The organism is Paenibacillus sp. SJS-P3 (assembly GCF_056711585.1).
Map to the genome: position 1 here is coordinate 3451150 of NZ_CM160043.1, position 19204 is coordinate 3470353.

Here is a 19204-nt window from a genome sequence, read left to right on the forward strand (position 1 = left end):
GAAAGGCCTCCGTTGGCGGCCTGTTTATTCATTAGGCAACGTCATACCCTTGTTCTTCGATAGCTTCTCTTACCGCATCCAAGGACAATTTATTTTCATCATATTCCACCGTCACTTCGTTGTTTTTCAGATCGACACGAGCCGAACCACCGATTTCTTTGACGGCTTTCTCAACGGAATTCACACAGTGTTGGCAGGACATGCCGTTTACTTTCAGCGTTGCTTGTTGCATATATAATCCCTCCGATAGTTGTATTATTTCATCAATTTGTTAACCGTAATCAAGAGTTCATCAATGACTTCGCTTTCCCCAGCCTGGATGCGTTCGACGACGCAGCTCTTCATGTGACCTTCCAGAAGCAGCTTGCCTACGCTGTTCAAGGCCGACTGAATCGCTGCGATCTGGTTCAGTACATCGTCACAATAAGTATCTCGCTCGATCATACCTTTTACTCCGCGAATTTGCCCTTCAATCCGGTTGAGCCGGGAGATCAGATTGCCCTTCATTTTATCCGAGTGATGGCTCTTTCTTTCACTGTCCGCAGAACAGCAGGCATCGTCGGTTTCGTTCGTTACCACTTCCTCTTGCCTCCCCACAACTTATCACCTCACAATTAAAATATACAATACCCCCTTATGGTATGTAAAGCCAAACGAGGTTTTTAAAATCCCTTCCCAAAAACAATGACACTTTTCTAAGATCCGAAAGAAAAATTGCGCTACACGCTTAAGACAGTTCCTCCCGGTCACCCACCTTTAGAAAGGCTCCTGAAGCTCCTACTTCCACTTGCCGCTGCCGTCTAGTGGATCTTCTTTCCTCTTACATAAGTTCTACATACACTTCATCTATGATGGATTTATAGGACTCAAATACAGAAAGGGAGGATAAACGATGAAAGCTGATTGGAAACTAAAGAGCCTGATAATCATCGGTGCTTTTTCGATTGTATTGGCTGGTTGTTCCGGTTCGTTAAGCGGAATGAGCGGAATGGATCATTCGAAAATGAATATGGGGGGAACAAACGAACCTCAGAAAACGACAGATGCTCAAGCAGTAAAGACGCAGGTGCTGACGGGGAAAGAAATTAATTTGACTGCGATGGAAAGCAATCAGGAAATCGCCCCCGGTAAAACCTTGCCGGTGTGGACCTTCAACAATTCCGTTCCAGGCCCAGAAATTCGGGTAAAGCAAGGAGATACGATAAAGATCAATTTGAAAAACCAATTATCGGAGCCCGTCACGATTCACTGGCACGGCGTGCCTGTGCCAAACGCCATGGACGGTATTCCGGGCGTAACGCAAAATGCCGTACAGCCAGGCCAATCGTTTACGTACGAGTTTAAGGCGGACGTGCCGGGCACCTATTGGTACCACTCGCATCAGGATAGCGTGAATCAATTGGATCGCGGATTGTACGGATCTTTGGTAGTGGAAGGCAAAACCGATGAAAAAGTGGATCGGGACTACACACTGATGCTGGATGAGTGGGTGAGCTCCGGCGAGGGTATGGCTATGTCCGGAATGGATATGTCGGGGATGGATCACAGTGGCATGAATATGCACAGCGGCGATTCCTCTGCCAAGGAAAATAATATGAATTCCATGCCGATGGGGCATGATATGAGCATGTACGATCTTTTCACCATCAATGGGAAATCTGGATCGCTTGTCGATCCGCTTCCGGTCAAACAAGGAGATAAAGTACGTATCCGCTTGATCAACGCTGGTTATTTGTCCCATCAAATTCATTTGCATGGGCATGAGTTTAAAGTCATCGCAACGGATGGCCAGCCGGTAAACAATCCAGGCATTTTGAAAGATAATGTGCTTAATATTGCTCCGGGGGAACGTTACGACATTGAATTTGTCGCCAACAACCCCGGCCAATGGTTGATTGAAGATCATAGCAATAATAAACCGGCATCGGGCATGAAAGCCATGATTGTTTATGAAGGGATTTCATCGTCTGCCGACAAATCCAACGCTTCAGAGAAGCTGCCGGCATTTGACTTGGCACAATACGGCGAAGCTGTGAAAACAGCCTTTTCGTTGGATCAAAAATATTCATTAGAATATACGATGAACCTGAACACCGAAATGAAAGACGGTAAAATGGTTTATACTATCAACAACAAGACATTTCCAAACACAGATGCACTGACTGTTAAAAAGGGCGATACCGTAAAAGTACGTCTGGTGAACAAGTCCAAGACCGATGATCATCCGATGCATTTGCATGGTCACTTCTTCCAGATTCTAAGCAAAAACGGAACTCCCCTAACAGGTGCGCCTATTATGAAGGATACATTAAACGTGAAGCCCGGCGAAGAATACGTAGTCGCCTTTGAAGCGAATAATCCAGGTGATTGGATGTTCCACTGCCATGACCTGCATCATGCTTCTGCCGGCATGGTGACGGAGCTGAAATATACAGATTATAAGAGTGATTTTGTGGCAGATCCGAACGCAGGGAATAAACCGGAATAATGTAAAGACAAAGGGGGTGGCCTTTATTCATCCCCTGATTAATAATTAGCGGAAAATCCCCATTTCCATTCATCATTTCTGACTTTCGTACTCCCTCACACGCCGGTAAAACGTGTTGGACTTCATATCAAGCAACTTCATGACTCCGGTGGCCGTAATCTTATCGGATCGCCATTGGTCATATATCCGGATAAAGTTTGCGTCGATCTGCTTCTTGGGACGCCCAAACTTCACGCCGTCCTTTCGCGCAACCTCGATCCCTTCTGCTTGGCGTGCCGGTTCTTTTTCCGCTCCTGCTCGGCCACGTAGGAAAGCAAAGTCAAAAATTGATCCTCCATCACTTTGCCAAAGTCGCCCATTGTCCGGAACTTCCGGCTGTCAAACAGCGTTTCGTTTTCCAGCACGACGATATCCGCTTGCAGCTCACGCGTAATAGTTTTCCACTCCGAAATGATGCCGTCATAATCGCGGCCCAGCCGGTCCAGCGCATCCAGGTAAACAAGATCGCCTTGCCGGATCATCAGCCGCATAGCTTGATACCTCGCCGGTTAAAGTCTTTGCCGCTTTGCTTATCAATAAATATGTAACGCTCGTCAATCCCCAGCGCCCGAAACTTCACAAGCTGCCGTTCCGGATTTTGGTCTTTGGCCGATACCCGCGCATAAGCCAGCTCCATGCTTCACGCCTCCTCAACACATTTGTTTCAAAAAGTATATGGCATATCATGAAATACTTCAATAATCATTTTTAGGCATTTTGACACAAAAAAAAGCCCGTTTCCGGACCTGTCAAAACGTATGCTTTTTGCCATAAGCAAAAGTCTTCCAAGCTGATCGACTGTTCCTTTTTTCGATACTAGGCTGGTCGCAGCGACAGCTTGCCGAGGCGGCAGGAACGAACCAGGCGAGAATTTCGCAAATCGAAGCTGGCCATGAAGGCGTAAAGATGGGAACGATCGACAAGGTTTTTAAGGCACTAGGTTTGGGCAAATTAATCCGTCCTATGTGGAAGATGCGGCGACAAAAGAAGCACTGAGATAAGTAAAGGACGGCAGAAAGGCAAAGCATGGTGAACGGTACCTATGCTTTGTCTTTCTTCTTGTCCACCCGAGTTATAGGCCCCCATTACTTACCTCCACCAAAAAAGAACATCAAAACAACAGTTAGCACTGCCACGGCGAACGGTGAATTTAGGAACTGCCGTACAACCTTCGGCACCTTGCATAGAAACTTCCACACCTTGCGGCTTGCCTTCTCGTTTAAACACTCTTATCAACACAAGTCACTAGGCGATTTTCGATATCCCGTGCGAGAGCCATCAACTGTTCGTTCTCCACGAGCCCGATTAAAGCCGTAGGTTTCGGCATTCCAATTTTTGTTGTTCCGTCTTCTTCATAGACCGCGATCTTACAAGGAAGAAAATAACCAACCAGCGCATTTTCAGACAAAACCCGTTTGGCCTCTACGGGGTTGCAGACTTCAAGGATGTGATAGGTCTGGTCAAATTCCACGCCTTTCTCGTTCAGCTTTTCTTTCATGTCGAGCTGCCATAACACACCGAATTTTTCTTCCTTCAAGCTTTCTTGAAGATCTGCAATAGCTTGTTCGGGCGATTTTTTAGTTTCAACCGTATAGTGGAACATAGATTTCATCCTCCTGTCTATGGTCTAACCCTGTTAGCTCATAAATTTGAATCGATCCGCAAAAAACCGCTAAAAAAATATTATTTCGAGAGCTTCCCACCCCAAGCACCAATGCCACCCTGTAAATGGGCAAGCTTGGTATAGCCGTTCTTCCTGAGAATACGCGCAGCGTTTTTACTCCGCATGCCGCTTCTGCAGTAGAGCAGCACATCCCGGTCTTTTGGGATTTCTGCGAGACGTCCATTGATCTGGGATAGCGGAATATTTCGAGCTCCCGGGATAAAACCACCCTTGAACTCGCCCGGTTCGCGGACATCAACCAACAATTTGTTCGGGGAGTTTTCTATTTCTTTGCGGAATTCGCCCTCCTTCAAGGTTCGCAAACCCTTAGTTGGACCAAAACGCGTATAAACAAACCAGATGACCAAGATAATGACAATGAGATTAATAACGGTACTGCTGTCCATGATGCTCCCCTTTCATGCTTTTAAAGCCTTCCCATATTTACGCGCAATATTCTCCGCGCACCGCATAGATTTCCCGAAAACCCTGACGTTTCAGTACTCGAGCTGCCCTCTTGCTTTTATAACCGGAATCGGCCAAGACCAATACCGGCTGGTTCGGTGAAAGCTCCTTTTTCCAGACGAACGGTAATCGGCCTAACGATATATTAATGGAGCCGTCAATGTGGCACTTCTGATATTCCACCGCATCCCGGACATCAAGCATTTTCAAGTTTATCTGTACATCTGACACGCCTTTCAATACCTTCGGGTCGACGAATGAAAGGCCTTTAACCGGCCAAAGCATTCGTATCCACCACAAAAATGCAAAAGAAAGCAGTAAGAAAAGAATCGGCATTACTGTCCTCCTTCCTACCGTTAAAGTATTGCACAACGACTGCTGTTCCCAGCTTTCAAGCATCACAAATTTTTCTTTGATTTAAACCAATTCATCCGTCCACGCGTTGAGTCCACCTGTCATATTCACGACATTGAATCCCTTTTCGGTTAGCAATTCACACGCAAGTCCGCTGCGGTTACCGCTTCTGCAAACCACAATGGTTTCGCGTTTAGGGTCCAGTTCATGTTGTCTTTCGATCAATTGTCCCAGCGGAATATGTTTCGCACCGGCGATGTGTCCGGCGGACCACTCGTTCGGTTCCCTCACGTCAATAATGAAGAGGGACTCGCTTTGTTTTAAACGTTCGGAAACTTCCTGCGGTGTTATCTCTTTTGGTATTTGAACCGCCATGATCAAACCCCTCCTGCGTTCGAAATATTTATTGCAATCTGATTTACCGGCTTTTCACAAGTAGTTCAACCGCTTCCTTAACAAGCTTGTCTGTATCTCCACCAGCGGCCTGCGCTTCCAACAAACATTGTTGCAAATTCTCGGCAACGATTTGGGCGATGGCCTTATCGGATGCATTACGTACAGCCGACAGCTGGCTCACAACCTCTTTACACGACTTGCCCTCTTCCATCAGGCGAAGCACGCCGCGCACCTGACCCTCGATTCTTCTCAAGCGTGTTTTCAATTCATCGGTATAATTGTATTCCATTATTTACCCCTACCTTTCATTTCACTTATACATGTATGGGTATATTATAAGTCAAAAATAAAAACAAAACATGACGATATTAGATAAACAGATTCACTTTACCCTCTGATGCGTCTCCGAGGTAAGCGGCCACCCCACCATATTCGATGCCATCCATCAATTCCTCTTGCTGCAGCCCAAGCAGATCCATCGTCATCGTACAGGCAACCAGTTTTACACCTTGTTCTTGTGCCAATTCGATCAACTGTGGAAGTGAAAGCGCGTTGTGCTTTTTCATAACATGCTTAATCATTTGGGGTCCCATACCAGCCATATTCATTTTGGACAATCCGAGTCGCTTCGCGCCCCTTGGCATCATCCAGCCAAAAGCCTTCTCCAGCAACCCTTTATTAGTTTTTACCACTTCATCTTTGCGCAGCGTATTTAATCCCCAAAACGTAAAGAAAATGGTTACTTCATGGTCGTAAGCCGCAGCGCCATTCGCAATAATAAAAGCCGCGATCGCTTTATCTAAATCACCACTAAATAAAACAATGGTTGTTTTTTGTTTTGTCAATTCCATGTTATAATGCCCCCTTAATATATACATATACCCCTATAGGTATAATACAAGACAAACGAAATGATTGCAAGCCTTGATCTCAAGAAAATCCTATCCAGTAAAGCTATAAAATAGATGACCAAACCTTTACCGCGGTTAAGGATATCAAAATGACCAAAGCGTAGCGCAAAAACCGTACGTTTATTTTTGAACTCACTCGGGAGCCGAGCGGAGCGCCAATCAAACTGCCCAGCACCACAAAAATGGTAGGGATAATAGGAAACGGTCCCGCTGTTATTTTACCGATCACACCGCCAACGGCGGAAATGAATACGATGGCAAGTGAGGAAGCAATCGTAATTCGTGTTGGTATTTTTAAGACCGTCAGCATAATCGGGATCAGAATAAACGCGCCACCGGCACCGACAACACCGGACACGATACCCACAATAAAGGCGGATATAGCGGCGATCCATTTATTGAACGTGATTACGCCCTCCGGGTCTGCTTGTTTTACTCGGGTTGGAATTAACATCAACACGACGGCGATAATCGCCAGCACTCCGTAAAGGATATTAATGACGTCTCCATGTAAAAAGCGTGATCCAAAGCCTCCCGCTAGACTTCCCAGCAATATACTGGTTCCCATATATAGCACAAGTCCGTTATGAATCGTTTTCTCGCCCTTCTTGCGAAATGCAATCAATCCGGCTAAGGATGCAAAGAATACCTGGAACATGCTAATGGCTGCGACTTCCCTCCCGGTAAATTGAGCCACGCCGAGAGTGGATGGAACAAATAGCAAAAGGGGATAATTGATAATGGCTCCGCCTATGCCGAGTAAGCCAGAGAAGAAGGAACCGACAAAACCCAGTAACGTCATGACCATATAAAGGAGAATGTCCATAATTCCCTCCTTGTTCTGCTTTAAAAATGGGCTATAATTAAACCAAGTAATCTCATCAGAAATAAGGTGATCGCGTATGCTAAGCGTTTTGAAAAAGATATTTGCAGATAACTGCCCCACGTGCAACCAACGATTGACCCCTATAAATCAAACCCTTTGCTGTACAAAGGTTTGTCCACAAGGACATTTTAAAGAAGAAACCTACTGCTCCTTGGGGGTTCGAATCCTATATGACGGCTTAAAATAAGCGAACACACCAGTTGTGTTCGCTTATTTTTATACGTAACCAAATCAAATCTTTTTTACGAAAAATTTATAAATGCCTTTTTCCTCTTCATGTTTGATGAGCTCATGTTTGGTCTGCTTCACCCACGCTTGAAAATCGTTCACGGAGCCTTTGTCGGTAGAGAGTACCTCCATGACCTGCCCCGGCTGTAATCCATCGAGTGCCTTCTTCGCTTTTACAATTGGCATCGGACATGCCATTCCTTTGGTATCCACAATCAGATCTGCTTGCATTCGTTATTCCTCCTTAGTTATCGTGAACGGCGCAGCGGTTCGGACCAATTTCCATTTCGCGCTGCTCTTCATCAGTTGGGGCGATTTTGCCCATATTGGTTTGCCGGATTTCCTGATACGAATTCGGATGTTCCGGCAAATTTTCGGTAACCATACGTCTGAACTCTGTGTCATCCGCGATGTTTAAACCTCGGTTGCTCGCATATAAATCGGCCAAACGAGCGGACACCCGGCCTCCCTCACCAAGTTCGGACACCTTGCCAAAATGAGCCGGGAGTACAACAAGATCCTGTGACAGTTCTTTATAACGGTCATACAGCGTCTCCCGCAGATCTCCTACCCAATCCTGGGCTTGCCCGGCCAAATCCGGTCGCCCGATCGACTCGATGAACAAGATATCCCCGGTCAGTAAATATTGATCATCTACAATCAGCGATGTACTGCCAATAGTGTGGCCGGGAGAATATACCGGTTGAATGTTAATCGTGGTGTTGCCTACGGTAATTGCCCGACCTTCTTCCAGCTTGGCATAGTCAAAAGTGACTTCGGTCGCATCTTTTGCAGGAATCCAGTAGGTGGCCCCAACTTGATCAGCAAGCTTCCTTCCGCCCGATATATGATCGGCGTGAAGATGAGTGTCAATGGTGTGCGAAATCTTCACTCCTTGTTCGTTTGCAAAGGTTTCAAACACATCCGTCATTCGCAGTGTGTCTACCATAACCGCTTCACCGCCGGACACAACCATATAGGATAAGCAGCCCTTCCCGATCCGGACAAACTGATACATGGAGCCCCCATCTTTTAATTCGCCAATCTTGACCGGTTCCAAATGTTCACTCCAAGCCTTCATGCCGCCTTCCAGGTAAAAAACGGGGCTTCGGCCGGCTTCCACCAACTGTTCGGCAACAAATTTGGAAGACCCTTCTTTGGCACAAACGACCAACACGTTTTTACCGTTGGGAATTTGATCAAGTGCAGGGTCCACACCATCCAATAACTCGAAGTAAGGGATATTGATCACATCAATACGCTCCCCTTCAATTTTCCAATCGTTAAAATCACTTTCGTTTCGAACATCGAGAATAAAGAGTTCTTCCTTATTCAGTACAAATTGGGTCAGTTCTCTTGCCGTCATCTTGGTTAATCCTGTTGCGGTTGTCATGACTTGCTCTCCCCCTTAACTTAGAACGTTAATGAAACGTTGGCATCCTTTGCGAAATCCAGGAATGTAACAGCCCCGCCGACTTCAATGCCATCGATAAAATCCTCTTTTTTCAAATTCAAGACATCCATGGTCATTTGGCAAGCGATAATCTTCACACCTAGCTCTTGAGCCATCGCTACCAGTTCAGGGATGGAGGGAACATTGGCATTTTTGAATCCTTCGGCGAAATGCTCTTTCCCAGATGGAAGGGGTAATTGATGATGCGCCTCTTTATGAATCAAATTCAGTCCTTCAAATGTGAAGAATATAGCGACCTCGGCATCTGTTGCCGCCGACGCCGTCGCGATATTGAATACTTTGTAGGCATCAAACAATCCGCCGTTACTTGCAATGATTGCTACTTTATTAGACATAAGGATTACCTCCGTTATTTGAGTTTTAATTTTTTGTTTTATTTAGTTCTGCTCGGTTGGCCCGGTCCAGCCGGACATGCCAGAAATGACGTTTTTGACATTTTTAAAGCCTTTTTCAGCTAAGAGCTGACAGGCCAGATCACTGCGGTTTCCAGTACGGCAGACAACTTGAATGTCATCATTCGGGTCTAACTCGTGAAGGCGGCTTTCCAAGTCACCGAGTGGAATGGATTTTGCTCCGGGAATACGGTGAAAGGCATATTCAGCTGGTTCGCGCACATCCAAAACCGTTATGTTTTCACCCGCAGCCAGTCTTTTTTCCAAATCTTCATTGGTTATGGTAAACGGAAATTTGTGTTCCTCTTTGATTTCATTCGGACTCGATTTGCGAAGATAATGTTTCAAAACCTCGCCTTCCTCGATCGTCCCAAGGTATTGATGACCTGTGTTTTTAGCCCAGCCTTGCATGTCGGCCAATGAACCTTTGTCCGTGGCCAAAACCTCGATCACCTGCCCTGCTGTTAGTTCGTCCATGGCTTTTTTTGTTTTTACAATGGGCATGGGACATGCGAGCCCTTTACAATCGAGCGTCTTATTTGCTTGGATACCTGATGGTAAAGACATTCCAATAACCCTCCTTATGTTTTGGTCACCCCATGTGGTTTTTTATTAGTGTGTCCAACAGGGGGAAAATATTGCTTATTACAGTCAGTGTCACGGACAGTGAAGCAAGTTCCAAAGGATATTTATTACTTATACGCATACCCCTATGGGTATTATAATAAGGCAGAGATTTGCCTTTGTCAACACTACCAACTTAAACATCCAATGTTCCGGCGAACCCGGCGGATGTCAAAAAACAATGCTGGAAAATAATCGTGGTTCTCGTGTTTCAATATATGATCAAATGGCTAAGTACTTAGTGGTGTGCTATTTCTACACTGGGGGGTGCAGCATGAAGCAAACAACGGAGAACAGGACGGCGTCGATTAAAAAACTTGATCAATTAAGTTCAGTAGAGAAGTTAGTCAACCAGGTGTTAGCTAATGGGCATGCAAAATCTGATGACTTAGCTACGATTGCAAAGATGTGTAAGTTAACGGATCTTCAGGTCGTAGTCGCTATCCAGCTTTTGATACATAAGAAGATTCTTCCTTCTGAACAATTTTTATCTTAGAGAATGTGTATCTCATTACGAAAATCCACCGTAATGATATTTCTGAACGTGCTATCACTGGACATTGATCGCGCCTCATTCACTCAAAAAAAGGACCCCACATGAATCTGTTGTGGGGTCTACGTGTTTTTCTCATTATCTTTTATTTTCTTCTTATAAACAGGCACTAACTTAAGGTTTCTGCATGGTTTCTTGGTTGAAACTTGTTGTTTTTATAATATAGGAAAGCCATAGCTGCCAGACAGACCACGATCAACGTCATACTGGTAATCTGTGCAGCAGTCCAATGAAAGATAAAGCGCGGCGTATCCCCGCGAAGAAATTCAAGCATAAAGCGGCCAAAAGAATAGAAAATGTTGTATGAAAGAAATAGAAAGCCTCGAAACCGTGGACGACTTTTTAGCATCAAAAGCAGGCCAAAAACAACAAAGTCCCATTGTCCCTCCCACACTTCTGCAGGATACAGCGGCTGGCTTCCATAGGTGTCATATGCCATCGTGCCCGGAGGATAAACGAGCCCCCACCCAGCGTTGGTCGGTGTTCCAAAAGCATCACCATTTAATAAACATGCGATTCGCCCCACTCCTTGCCCAAAGATAATAGCCGGCGATAAAATGTCGGCCATTTCCCAAAAATTCAATTTATGACGCCACGTATAAATTGCACCTGCAACAAACCCTCCGGCCAAACCTCCCTGTATTGATAAGCCGCCTTCCCAGATCGAAAAGATATGGGTCAAATGCTGTGAATAATAGCCCCATTGAAAAAAGAATACTTCCCAAAACCGAGCACCAACGATTGCGCCGATAATAAGGAAGAAAGCCACATCTAAAACGTGTTTTTGATAAGACGTTCCTTTTGCCAAATAATATCCCAGGGAAATGCCAAGAAGGATGGCAATCGCGACGATTAACCCGTAGGAATGAACGGGGTAGCTCCCTATGTAAAATAGGATCACTCTCATGTTTTTCACCTTTTCTGTGAGAAGTACTAATTCCCTTTGCATTTTAACATACTAAAGTTAGCTAATCGAATTGATTTAAAAATGCAATAAAAAACTCACATTCGTTAGAATGGTCAGGTTGATCACACAATAAAAATCGGAATGCATTTCAAGATTGTCTAATAGGCTGCTATCTTAGGATTCGACAAATCCAAAGACAGATTGAAGCTGCGCCGTTTTGGATAATAGTTGGCTGCGGAAAAGATCGCGTCGATGGATGAGGTAGGGATTCGCACCGGAGTATGTTTTATTTTGGGCTGTTGTTTATTTTCCTCAAACAAATCTGTACGTTTCTTTTTCACTATATACACTCCCCACATCACCCAAACCAAAAAAATTGGAGAAAAAGTTTTCACCCTCTACTTTTTCTCCAAATCTACTTTTTCTCCAAATTTAATAATAAAGATTTCTCTTATATTACTGTATTTATACTTTCTCTCTTAAAAAAACTATGAATATAATCGGTCGTAGCCCCGATGAAGATGATGATTCCCTGCTCGACCGCCGGAAGCAGCGCATCCTGGCGGGAAGAGTTGAAGCGATGCACCTCGTCGAGAAAGAGGATCGTCTTGCGCCCGTAAAGGGACTTGGCGCTCTTCGCCCGCTCGATGACGTCCCGAACATCCTTGACCGACGCTTCGACGGCATTGAGCTTCACGAACTCCCCCTCGGTACGGTTGGAGATGATGCTCGCCAGCGTCGTTTTGCCGCTGCCCGGAGGGCCGAACAGGAGCAGCGAGCTGACCTGGTCGCCTTCGATCGCGCGCCTCAGCAGCGTTCCCGGGCCGACGACATCCTCTTGGCCGATATACTCGTCCAGCGTCCGCGGACGCATGCGGTCCGCAAGCAGCCGCGCCCGCGGCTGCTCCTTCTCTTCTTTATAATCAAATAAGTCCATCTCGCAACATCCCCTGTACTATGCTGGGCTGAGGGATATCCGGGAAGGCAGCAACCGGTTCCCGGACAGCCGGATTCCTTTAAAAAAAGTGTATCACAGCTGCCGATAGGGCACAAACGTTCGCTACGAATCCACCATGCTTGAGCCGATATGGGAGCCGGCCGTCTCCCCTCGGCATTTGCGGAGAAGCCGGGAATTTCGCTGCCCGGCCCATCTGCCGGACTTCTCTGCTCCATGAAAAAAAGGACAGACACGATGTCTGCCCCTGCCGGTCGGGAATTGCCGTCCCCCCGCCATAAGATGATCAAGCCCATTCAGTTCTTGAAGTCTTCGGATGGCTCTGTCCGGCAAATCCTCAGGCTTCCGCCGCCAGCCCAAGCTCGGACCATTCGCGCTCGAACAGCTCCCGCAGCTGGCGCTTCCGGTCCTCGTCGACGAAAGCCGCATTGATGGCATGGGCTGCGACCTTGCGGATATCCCCGGCGGAGAATCGGAACCTGCGGGTCAGATTCTCGTACTCCCGCGTCTGGTTCGTTCCCGACACCGTCGGGTTATCCGTATTGACCGTCACCAGCAGGCCGCTGTCCAGGTAGCTGCGGATCGGATGCGCCTCCATGCAGGATACCGCCTTCGTCTGCACGTTGCTGATGACGCACAGCTCGAGGGGAATTCCCTTGACACGGATGAGCTCCGTCACCTCGGCATCCTCCTGCAGCCTGACCCCGTGCCCGATCCGGCGCGCCCGCAGCTTCTCGACGGCGCAGCGGATGCTGCATGCCCCAGACGCCTCGCCGGCATGGATCGTGATCGGCAGTCTGAGCCTGTCAGCCAGCTCGAACACTTCCGCATGCAGCTCGTTCGGATAGCCGGCCTCGTCTCCCGCCAAATCGACGCCGACGACCCCGTCTCCATGATAGCGCGCGGCTGCCCTCACGATCTCCTCGTTGTCCATCTGGCCATGATGCCTCATGCAGATCAGAATCATGCGCACGCAGTGGCCGTATTTCTGCTCAGCGGCGCGGAGGCCGGAGCGTACAGACTCGATGACCTCCTCGACCGTCAGCCCCCGGCGGGTATGCAGATGCGGCGCGAAGCGCACTTCCAGATAGCGGACGTTTTCCAGAGCCGCATCCTCGGCTGCCTCGAACGCGATGCGCGACAGCGAAGATGCTGACTGCATCAGCAGCAGCGGGAGCTCGAACCGCTCCAAATATTCCATCAGGCTGCTGCAGGAAGGCGGAGCGGTCATGCGGTCCGTCAAATCCCGCAAATCGCGGCAGCTCAGCTCGATTCCTTCCTCCTCGGCGATTTCGGCGGCTGTTGCCGGTCTGACGCTTCCGTCGAGATGGCAATGCAATTCGATTTTCGGCAAACGCCTCATCAGATTCATCGTGACCATGATATGCACCATCCCGTTGATGTTAATTAGAAATGATGGTATCCAATTTGAAGCTTCATGTCAATATATATTACACAAAATAGGCTATTTCCACTAAATATATGCCCTATACATAACTTTAAATGTAAGATTTTAAATAGCTAAACCTAAAAACGGCCTCTAATCGAGAGCCGTCTTTGTCCATTGAATAGGAAAGCTTACAGCGTTATTCCGGATTTAGCGAGCAATTCCCGCACGGCGACGCTGACCATGATCAGTCCCGCTACCGGCGGCACGAATGCATTGCTTGCAGGCGGCTGCTGGGCTTTGCGGATTTCCGGAGCGTTGTCCGGCACGATCCGCTGGGTGACGTCCTCGCGCGGCTTTTTAGGCTCTTCCGACGAGAAGACGACCTGGACCCCTTTCTTCACGCCTTCGCGGCGCAGCTTCTGGCGGACGACGCGCGCGACGGGGTCTGTATGTGTTTTGGAAATATCCGTAACCTGGAACTTGGTCGGGTCGACCTTGTTCGCAGCTCCCATGCTGGAGATGATCGGAATATTCCGCTCCAGGCACTGCTTGATGAGGTGGACCTTATAGGAAATCGTGTCGGATGCGTCGAGCACATAATCGAGCGGGTATTCGAACAGCTTCTCGTACGTCTCCTCGGTATAGAACATCCTCAGGCTGATGACATCGCACTCGGGGTTGATCAGCTTGATGCGGTCCCGCATCAGATCCGCCTTTGGTTCGCCGACCGTCGTCGTCAAGGCATGGATCTGCCGGTTGATATTGGTGATGTCCACGACATCCTTGTCGATCAGGATGATCCGGCCGACGCCGGTACGGGCCAGAGCCTCGGCCGCGATCGAGCCGACGCCGCCGATGCCGAGCACGGCGACGGTGCTCCGCTTCATGGCTTCGATGCCTTCAGGCCCGAAGGCAAGCTCCGTTCGGGAAAATTGATTGAGCATGGGCATTTCCTCCTTTATCCTCTTCGTTACCCTTTCAGGCAGGGCAAAACCGCACCGGTTCCGGTGCGGCCTGCTTCCATGCCTGTAATTTGCAGAGAGCTCTCGACTACGATTGAACGGCCGGGGCCGGGGCTGGCGCTACTCCCTGAGCCGGCTTCGAGCCCGCTTTCGCAACCGTGCGGATATGCAGCTGCTGAAGCTGGGCGATATCCACCGGAGACGGAGCCGCCGTCAGCAGGTCGGTCGCGCTCGCCGTTTTCGGGAAGGCGATCGTCTCGCGCAGGTTGGTGCGGCCGGCCAGCAGCATGATCAAGCGGTCCAGGCCGAAAGCGATGCCGCCATGCGGAGGCGTGCCGTATTCAAAAGCGTCAAGCAGGAAGCCGAACTGTTCATGCGCTTGCTCCATGCTGAAGCCGAGCGCCGTGAACATCTTCTCCTGGATATCCCGCTTGTAGATCCGCATCGAGCCGCCGCCGACTTCGTATCCGTTGAGCACCAGATCGTAGGCTTGAGCGCGGATCGCTCCAGGATCCGTATCGAACAGATGCAGATCCTCATCCTTCGGACGGGTGAACGGATGATGCTCGGCGACATAACGCTTCGCTTCCTCATCCCAGCCGAGCAGCGGGAAGTCCACGACCCAGGCGAACTTGAAGACGGAATCGTCGATCAGGTTCAGCTGGCGTCCGACCTTCAGTCTCAGGTTGCCGAGAACGTCGGCAACGATCTTCTTCTTGTCGGCGGAGAACATCAGCAGATCGCCTTCTGCAACGCCGAGACGCTCGGTCAGAGCCTGGATCTCCTCCGGCTTGAGGAATTTCACGATCGGACCGCGCCATTCGCCTTCCTTCACTGTAATCCAGGCAAGCCCCTTGCCGCCGTAGCGGGCCGCGAACGGCTGCAGGTCGTCAAGCTCCTTGCGGCTCCATCCTGCGCAGCCTTTGGCGTTCAGCACTCGCACGACGCCGCCGGAAGCAGCCACGCTCGCGAATACCTTCACGTCGCTGCCCTTCACGATGTCCGTGATATCTTCGATTTCCAGACCGAAGCGCAGATCCGGCTTGTCGGAGCCGTATTTGTCCATGGCATCCGCATAGGTGATGCGCTGGAACGGCGCTGTTATGTCGGCGCCTACCGTTTCCTTGAACAAGCGCTGAGCCAGCTTCTCCATCATCGCGAGCAGCTGGTCCTGTGCCAGGAAGGAAGTCTCGATGTCGACCTGGGTGAATTCCGGCTGGCGGTCGGCGCGAAGATCCTCATCGCGGAAGCAGCGCGCGATCTGGTAGTAGCGCTCTACGCCGCCGACCATGAGCAGCTGCTTGAAGAGCTGCGGCGATTGCGGCAGAGCGTAGAACTCCTCCGGATGCACGCGGCTCGGCACGAGATAATCGCGTGCTCCCTCCGGCGTGCTCTTGGTGAGGATCGGCGTTTCCACTTCGACGAATTCCTCTCCGTCGAGGAAGTCGCGGAAGATTTTGGACGCCTTGGAACGGAGGAGCAGCGTGCGCTGCATTTCCGGACGGCGCAGGTCCAGGTAACGGTACTTCAGGCGGAGAGGCTCGTCGACCTCGATGCCGTCCTCGATCGGAAACGGCGGCGTTTTGGCGGCATTGAGAATCTCGATCTCGGTGATGCGGACCTCGATCTCGCCGGTGGCCAGATTCGGATTGCGAGTCTCCGCGTCGCGCTCAACGACGGTTCCTTTCACAGCGAGCACGTACTCGCTGCGCGCGCGGTCGGCGATGCCGAGCGCGTCGCCCGAATAAGCCGGATTGAAGACGATCTGCACGATGCCCGTGCGGTCGCGCAGGTCGATGAACAGCACGCCGCCGAGGTCGCGCCGGCGCTGCACCCATCCTTTCAGTTCCACGGTTTTGCCTACGTCGGCTTTGGTCAGCCGTCCGCATTGATAAGCTTGTTCGCTCATTTCTGTCACTCCTTCGGATGGTTGGCACGGGTGGTCAATACTTGGATTCCGAATGCGGCTTAACCTTTGATTTCGGAAGCCAGGCTTGCGAGAGGAACCATGCGCTGCTCGCCGGTATCCATCTCCTTGAGGGAAATCTGGCCGGCTGCCAGCTCGTCGTCGCCCAGGATCGCCGTATAACGCGCGGCGTAACGGTCGGCCGACTTCATCTGCGCCTTCATCTTGCGTCCCTGATAATCGCGCTCCGCGGACAAGCCGGCTTTGCGAAGCAGCTGAAGCTGCTTGGCCGTCTCGCGCTCCGCCGCTTCGCCGAGAGCAACCAGATACACGTCGATGCGCGGCTTGGCCGCCTCGCCTCCCTGCTGGTGCTCCAGAATCATGACGGTGCGCTCGATGCCGAGGCCGAATCCGACGCCGGGCTGGTCCGGCCCGCCGATTTCGCCGACGAGGCCGTTGTAGCGGCCTCCGCCGCCGATCGTGTCGATGGCGCCGATTCCCTCCGCCTTGAACTCGAAGGCGGTATTCGTGTAATAATCAAGTCCGCGGACGAGCCGGGAGTTGATGTCATACGGGATGTCCATATCGCTCAGATGCTGCTTCACCTTCTCGAAATGCTGACTGCTGGCTTCGTCCAGGCTGTCCAGAATCGACGGCGCGCCTTCGAAGTGATGCTGGTCATGCTTGCAGTCCAGTACCCGCAGCGGATTGCGGTCCATGCGGGATTGGCAGTCCTTGCACAGAACGCTGCGCTTGGGCTCCAGGAACTCCAGCAGCTTGCCGCGGAACGCCGCGCGCACCTCGGGCGTCCCGACCGAGTTGATCTCCACGCGCACGTCTCTCAGGCCGACCTCCGTATAGAAGGTATATCCGAGCGCGATGATCTCCGCATCGAGCGCCGGATCGACCGACCCGAGCGCTTCCACGCCGAATTGGTGGAACTGGCGGTAGCGTCCGGCCTGCTGGCGCTCATAGCGGAACATCGGTCCGACGTAATACAGCTTCGTCAGATCAGGCTCGCCGTAGAGCTTGTTTTCGACATAGGCGCGCACGACGCCGGCGGTTCCTTCCGGACGCAGCGTCAGGCTGCGCCCGCCGCGGTCCTCGAACGTGTACATTTCCTTCTCGACAATGTCCGTCGTCTCCCCGACGCCGCGCCGGAACAAGTCCGTCGACTCGAACATCGGCGTGCGGATTTCACGGAAGTTGAATCTGCGGCATATTTCCCTCGCCTTGCTTTCGACGAACTGCCATCTCTCGACTTGTCCGGGCAGCAGATCCTGCGTGCCCGGCATTTTTTGAAATCCCATAACCGCCCCTCCTTGCTTTGGCTCAGCATCATCGCATCCCAACCTATCTTCATCGACAAAAAAAGCTCTCGTCCGCTGACGACCCCATAAGGTCGTCAGGGACGAGAGCTCGATCTCCCGTGGTGCCACCCTGATTCCGGATATAAGGCCCAAGGCCGGTCCATCCGCTTCAAAGAACGGTTAACGCCCGTCACACGCATGCCGTCTACGCAAAGGCTGCGCCGTCATGCGCGCAAAAGCCTTCTTCGCCGGATGTTCTCCGGGATGTCATTCCTCCCGCCACCATAAGGACGCTTGCAGCCGTAACGGCGTCCCTCTCTGAATACGTGCGCGCAGAGTACTTCTTCCCATCATCAAAGGTTGGTTTCAATTGAGATTCATTCTACCGCTGTAAAGGGATCAAGTCAAGCCGCTCTCCCCGTCGGAACAAAAAAAAGAGCCCGGCAAGCGGGCTCTGAAGTCTTGCCATATTAAAAAGGGGGTCGAGATCAAGTATAGCCCGGCTGTGTTAAGCGATGATGTTGCCCAGATTACAATTGGATGACAAATGCTCTGCCGGCATGAAAGGTCAGCTTTCCTCCCGATCATCCTTTTTGGGCGCCGCTCCGCCCCCTGCCCAATCTTCCGCGAACTCCAGGTCTTCCTCCAGATCATCCAGCAGCAGCGCTTCCCGCCTGTCCGCTTGCAGGATCCGGCTGGAAGCGCGGCTTAGCATCTGCATTTTGCGTCCCTGCCGCATGGCGGCCACTTCCTTTCTCTCCGTCAAATCGCTTATGAAGCGTCTGTCGAGGTGTCCGGTAAGTAGTGTTGCCGCATAACGGCTTCGTTAGTCCGGAATCAGGGATTATTCCCGGCTGTCCAATAGGAGCGTGACCGGTCCGTCGTTGACGAGGGATACATCCATCATAGCCCCGAAACGGCCCGTCTCCACCTGGAGCCCGAGCGCTTGCAGCGCTCCATTGAACGCTTCGTAGAGCGGCTCCGCATGCTCCGGCCGGGCTGCGGACATGAAGTTGGGACGCCGTCCCTTGCGGCAATCGCCATATAGGGTGAACTGGGACACCGAAAGCACGGCGCCGCCCGCGTCGAGCACGCTCAGGTTCATCTTCCCGTCCCCGTCCTCGAAAATGCGCAGGTTCGCGATTTTATCGGCCATCCAGGAAATGTCCGCCTCGCTGTCCTCATGGGCAAATCCGACAAGCAGCATGAGTCCCTGCCCGATGCTGCCGACGACAGCTCCCCCGATGGAGACCGATGCGCTGGAGCAGCGCTGAACTACGACTTTCACGATGAGCCACCGT

At 50.6% G+C, this 19204-nt stretch carries 23 protein-coding genes and 2 pseudogenes; 3 read left to right on the forward strand and 22 right to left on the reverse strand.

Going from position 1 to position 19204, the window contains the following annotated elements; genetic code table 11:
• Nucleotides 1-31: 31 nt before the first annotated feature.
• Together copZ and AC06G8_RS15925 are read right to left on the reverse strand one after the other, a co-directional pair.
• A complete protein-coding gene (gene copZ, locus AC06G8_RS15920) occupies nt 32-232 on the reverse strand; it encodes a copper chaperone CopZ (RefSeq protein WP_268615949.1) in 201 nt (66 codons plus the stop codon).
• Nucleotides 233-255: 23 nt separating this feature from the next.
• Nucleotides 256-579, reverse strand: a complete 324-nt coding sequence (locus AC06G8_RS15925) for a metal-sensitive transcriptional regulator (RefSeq protein WP_279626864.1) — start codon at nt 577-579, stop codon at nt 256-258.
• Nucleotides 580-892: 313 nt separating this feature from the next.
• On the opposite strand from AC06G8_RS15925, the gene AC06G8_RS15930 reads away from it, so the two are divergent.
• Entirely contained in the window at nt 893-2488 is a 1596-nt protein-coding gene (locus AC06G8_RS15930) for a multicopper oxidase family protein (protein ID WP_268615951.1), read from the forward strand.
• 72 nt (nt 2489-2560) lie between these two features.
• Here AC06G8_RS15930 and AC06G8_RS15935 read toward each other — a convergent pair.
• Nucleotides 2561-3164 (reverse strand): annotated as a pseudogene (locus tag AC06G8_RS15935) (recombinase family protein).
• Between the two features lie 176 nt (nt 3165-3340).
• On the opposite strand from AC06G8_RS15935, the gene AC06G8_RS15940 reads away from it, so the two are divergent.
• A complete protein-coding gene (locus tag AC06G8_RS15940; RefSeq protein WP_411829367.1) occupies nt 3341-3523 on the forward strand; it encodes a helix-turn-helix domain-containing protein in 183 nt (60 codons plus the stop codon).
• Between the two features lie 223 nt (nt 3524-3746).
• Here AC06G8_RS15940 and AC06G8_RS15945 read toward each other — a convergent pair whose 3' ends face one another.
• From AC06G8_RS15945 to AC06G8_RS15995, 11 genes are all read right to left on the reverse strand, one after another.
• A complete protein-coding gene (locus tag AC06G8_RS15945; protein ID WP_268615953.1) occupies nt 3747-4130 on the reverse strand; it encodes a DUF302 domain-containing protein in 384 nt (127 codons plus the stop codon).
• 80 nt (nt 4131-4210) lie between these two features.
• Entirely contained in the window at nt 4211-4597 is a 387-nt protein-coding gene (locus tag AC06G8_RS15950) for a rhodanese-like domain-containing protein (protein ID WP_268615955.1), read from the reverse strand.
• Between the two features lie 37 nt (nt 4598-4634).
• A complete protein-coding gene (locus tag AC06G8_RS15955; protein ID WP_268615956.1) occupies nt 4635-4991 on the reverse strand; it encodes a rhodanese-like domain-containing protein in 357 nt (118 codons plus the stop codon).
• A gap of 81 nt (nt 4992-5072) precedes the next feature.
• Entirely contained in the window at nt 5073-5384 is a 312-nt protein-coding gene (locus AC06G8_RS15960; protein WP_268615958.1) for a rhodanese-like domain-containing protein, read from the reverse strand.
• A 43-nt stretch (nt 5385-5427) separates the two neighbouring features.
• The gene (locus AC06G8_RS15965) at nt 5428-5694 is read right to left on the reverse strand and encodes a metal-sensitive transcriptional regulator (RefSeq protein ID WP_268615965.1); all 267 of its coding nucleotides are present in this window, start codon (nt 5692-5694) and stop codon (nt 5428-5430) included.
• Between the two features lie 79 nt (nt 5695-5773).
• Nucleotides 5774-6256 (reverse strand): DsrE/DsrF/DrsH-like family protein, encoded by a 483-nt coding sequence (locus tag AC06G8_RS15970; RefSeq protein WP_268615967.1) that lies wholly within the window; start codon nt 6254-6256, stop codon nt 5774-5776.
• A 103-nt stretch (nt 6257-6359) separates the two neighbouring features.
• A complete protein-coding gene (locus tag AC06G8_RS15975) occupies nt 6360-7142 on the reverse strand; it encodes a sulfite exporter TauE/SafE family protein (protein ID WP_268615970.1) in 783 nt (260 codons plus the stop codon).
• 291 nt (nt 7143-7433) lie between these two features.
• Nucleotides 7434-7661: a sulfurtransferase TusA family protein gene (locus AC06G8_RS15980; RefSeq protein WP_268615972.1), complete on the reverse strand. Its 228-nt coding sequence runs from the start codon at nt 7659-7661 to the stop codon at nt 7434-7436.
• Nucleotides 7662-7674: 13 nt separating this feature from the next.
• Complete coding sequence (locus AC06G8_RS15985) at nt 7675-8823, reverse strand: MBL fold metallo-hydrolase (RefSeq protein ID WP_480283304.1); 1149 nt, start codon at nt 8821-8823, stop codon at nt 7675-7677.
• 20 nt (nt 8824-8843) lie between these two features.
• Entirely contained in the window at nt 8844-9239 is a 396-nt protein-coding gene (locus AC06G8_RS15990) for a DsrE/DsrF/DrsH-like family protein (protein WP_268615977.1), read from the reverse strand.
• Between the two features lie 42 nt (nt 9240-9281).
• Nucleotides 9282-9863, reverse strand: a complete 582-nt coding sequence (locus tag AC06G8_RS15995) for a sulfurtransferase TusA family protein (protein WP_268615979.1) — start codon at nt 9861-9863, stop codon at nt 9282-9284.
• Nucleotides 9864-10194: 331 nt separating this feature from the next.
• On the opposite strand from AC06G8_RS15995, the gene AC06G8_RS16000 reads away from it, so the two are divergent.
• On the forward strand, nt 10195-10416 hold the full coding sequence (locus AC06G8_RS16000; protein ID WP_268615981.1) for a hypothetical protein: 222 nt from the start codon (nt 10195-10197) through the stop codon (nt 10414-10416).
• A gap of 166 nt (nt 10417-10582) precedes the next feature.
• Here the strand turns inward: AC06G8_RS16000 and lgt are convergent, their stop codons facing one another.
• The 8 genes and pseudogenes from lgt to dtd form a co-directional block, all read right to left on the reverse strand.
• Nucleotides 10583-11380, reverse strand: coding sequence for a prolipoprotein diacylglyceryl transferase (gene lgt, locus AC06G8_RS16005; protein WP_268615983.1), 798 nt, complete (start codon nt 11378-11380; stop codon nt 10583-10585).
• Nucleotides 11381-11879: 499 nt separating this feature from the next.
• A pseudogene (locus AC06G8_RS16010) lies at nt 11880-12317 on the reverse strand (AAA family ATPase); the annotation flags it as partial.
• A 355-nt stretch (nt 12318-12672) separates the two neighbouring features.
• Nucleotides 12673-13716 carry an adenosine deaminase gene (add, locus tag AC06G8_RS16015; protein WP_447664428.1) on the reverse strand — a complete coding sequence of 348 codons (1044 nt, stop codon included), beginning with the start codon at nt 13714-13716 and terminating at the stop codon, nt 12673-12675.
• A gap of 197 nt (nt 13717-13913) precedes the next feature.
• On the reverse strand, nt 13914-14669 hold the full coding sequence (locus tag AC06G8_RS16020; protein WP_447664429.1) for a tRNA threonylcarbamoyladenosine dehydratase: 756 nt from the start codon (nt 14667-14669) through the stop codon (nt 13914-13916).
• 106 nt (nt 14670-14775) lie between these two features.
• Nucleotides 14776-16596 (reverse strand): aspartate--tRNA ligase, encoded by a 1821-nt coding sequence (gene aspS / locus AC06G8_RS16025; RefSeq protein WP_480283305.1) that lies wholly within the window; start codon nt 16594-16596, stop codon nt 14776-14778.
• A 59-nt stretch (nt 16597-16655) separates the two neighbouring features.
• Nucleotides 16656-17903, reverse strand: a complete 1248-nt coding sequence (gene hisS, locus AC06G8_RS16030; RefSeq protein WP_447664431.1) for a histidine--tRNA ligase — start codon at nt 17901-17903, stop codon at nt 16656-16658.
• 568 nt (nt 17904-18471) lie between these two features.
• Nucleotides 18472-18642 carry a hypothetical protein gene (locus tag AC06G8_RS16035; protein WP_447664432.1) on the reverse strand — a complete coding sequence of 57 codons (171 nt, stop codon included), beginning with the start codon at nt 18640-18642 and terminating at the stop codon, nt 18472-18474.
• A 105-nt stretch (nt 18643-18747) separates the two neighbouring features.
• A complete protein-coding gene (gene dtd, locus AC06G8_RS16040; protein ID WP_480283306.1) occupies nt 18748-19191 on the reverse strand; it encodes a D-aminoacyl-tRNA deacylase in 444 nt (147 codons plus the stop codon).
• Nucleotides 19192-19204 lie beyond the last annotated feature (13 nt).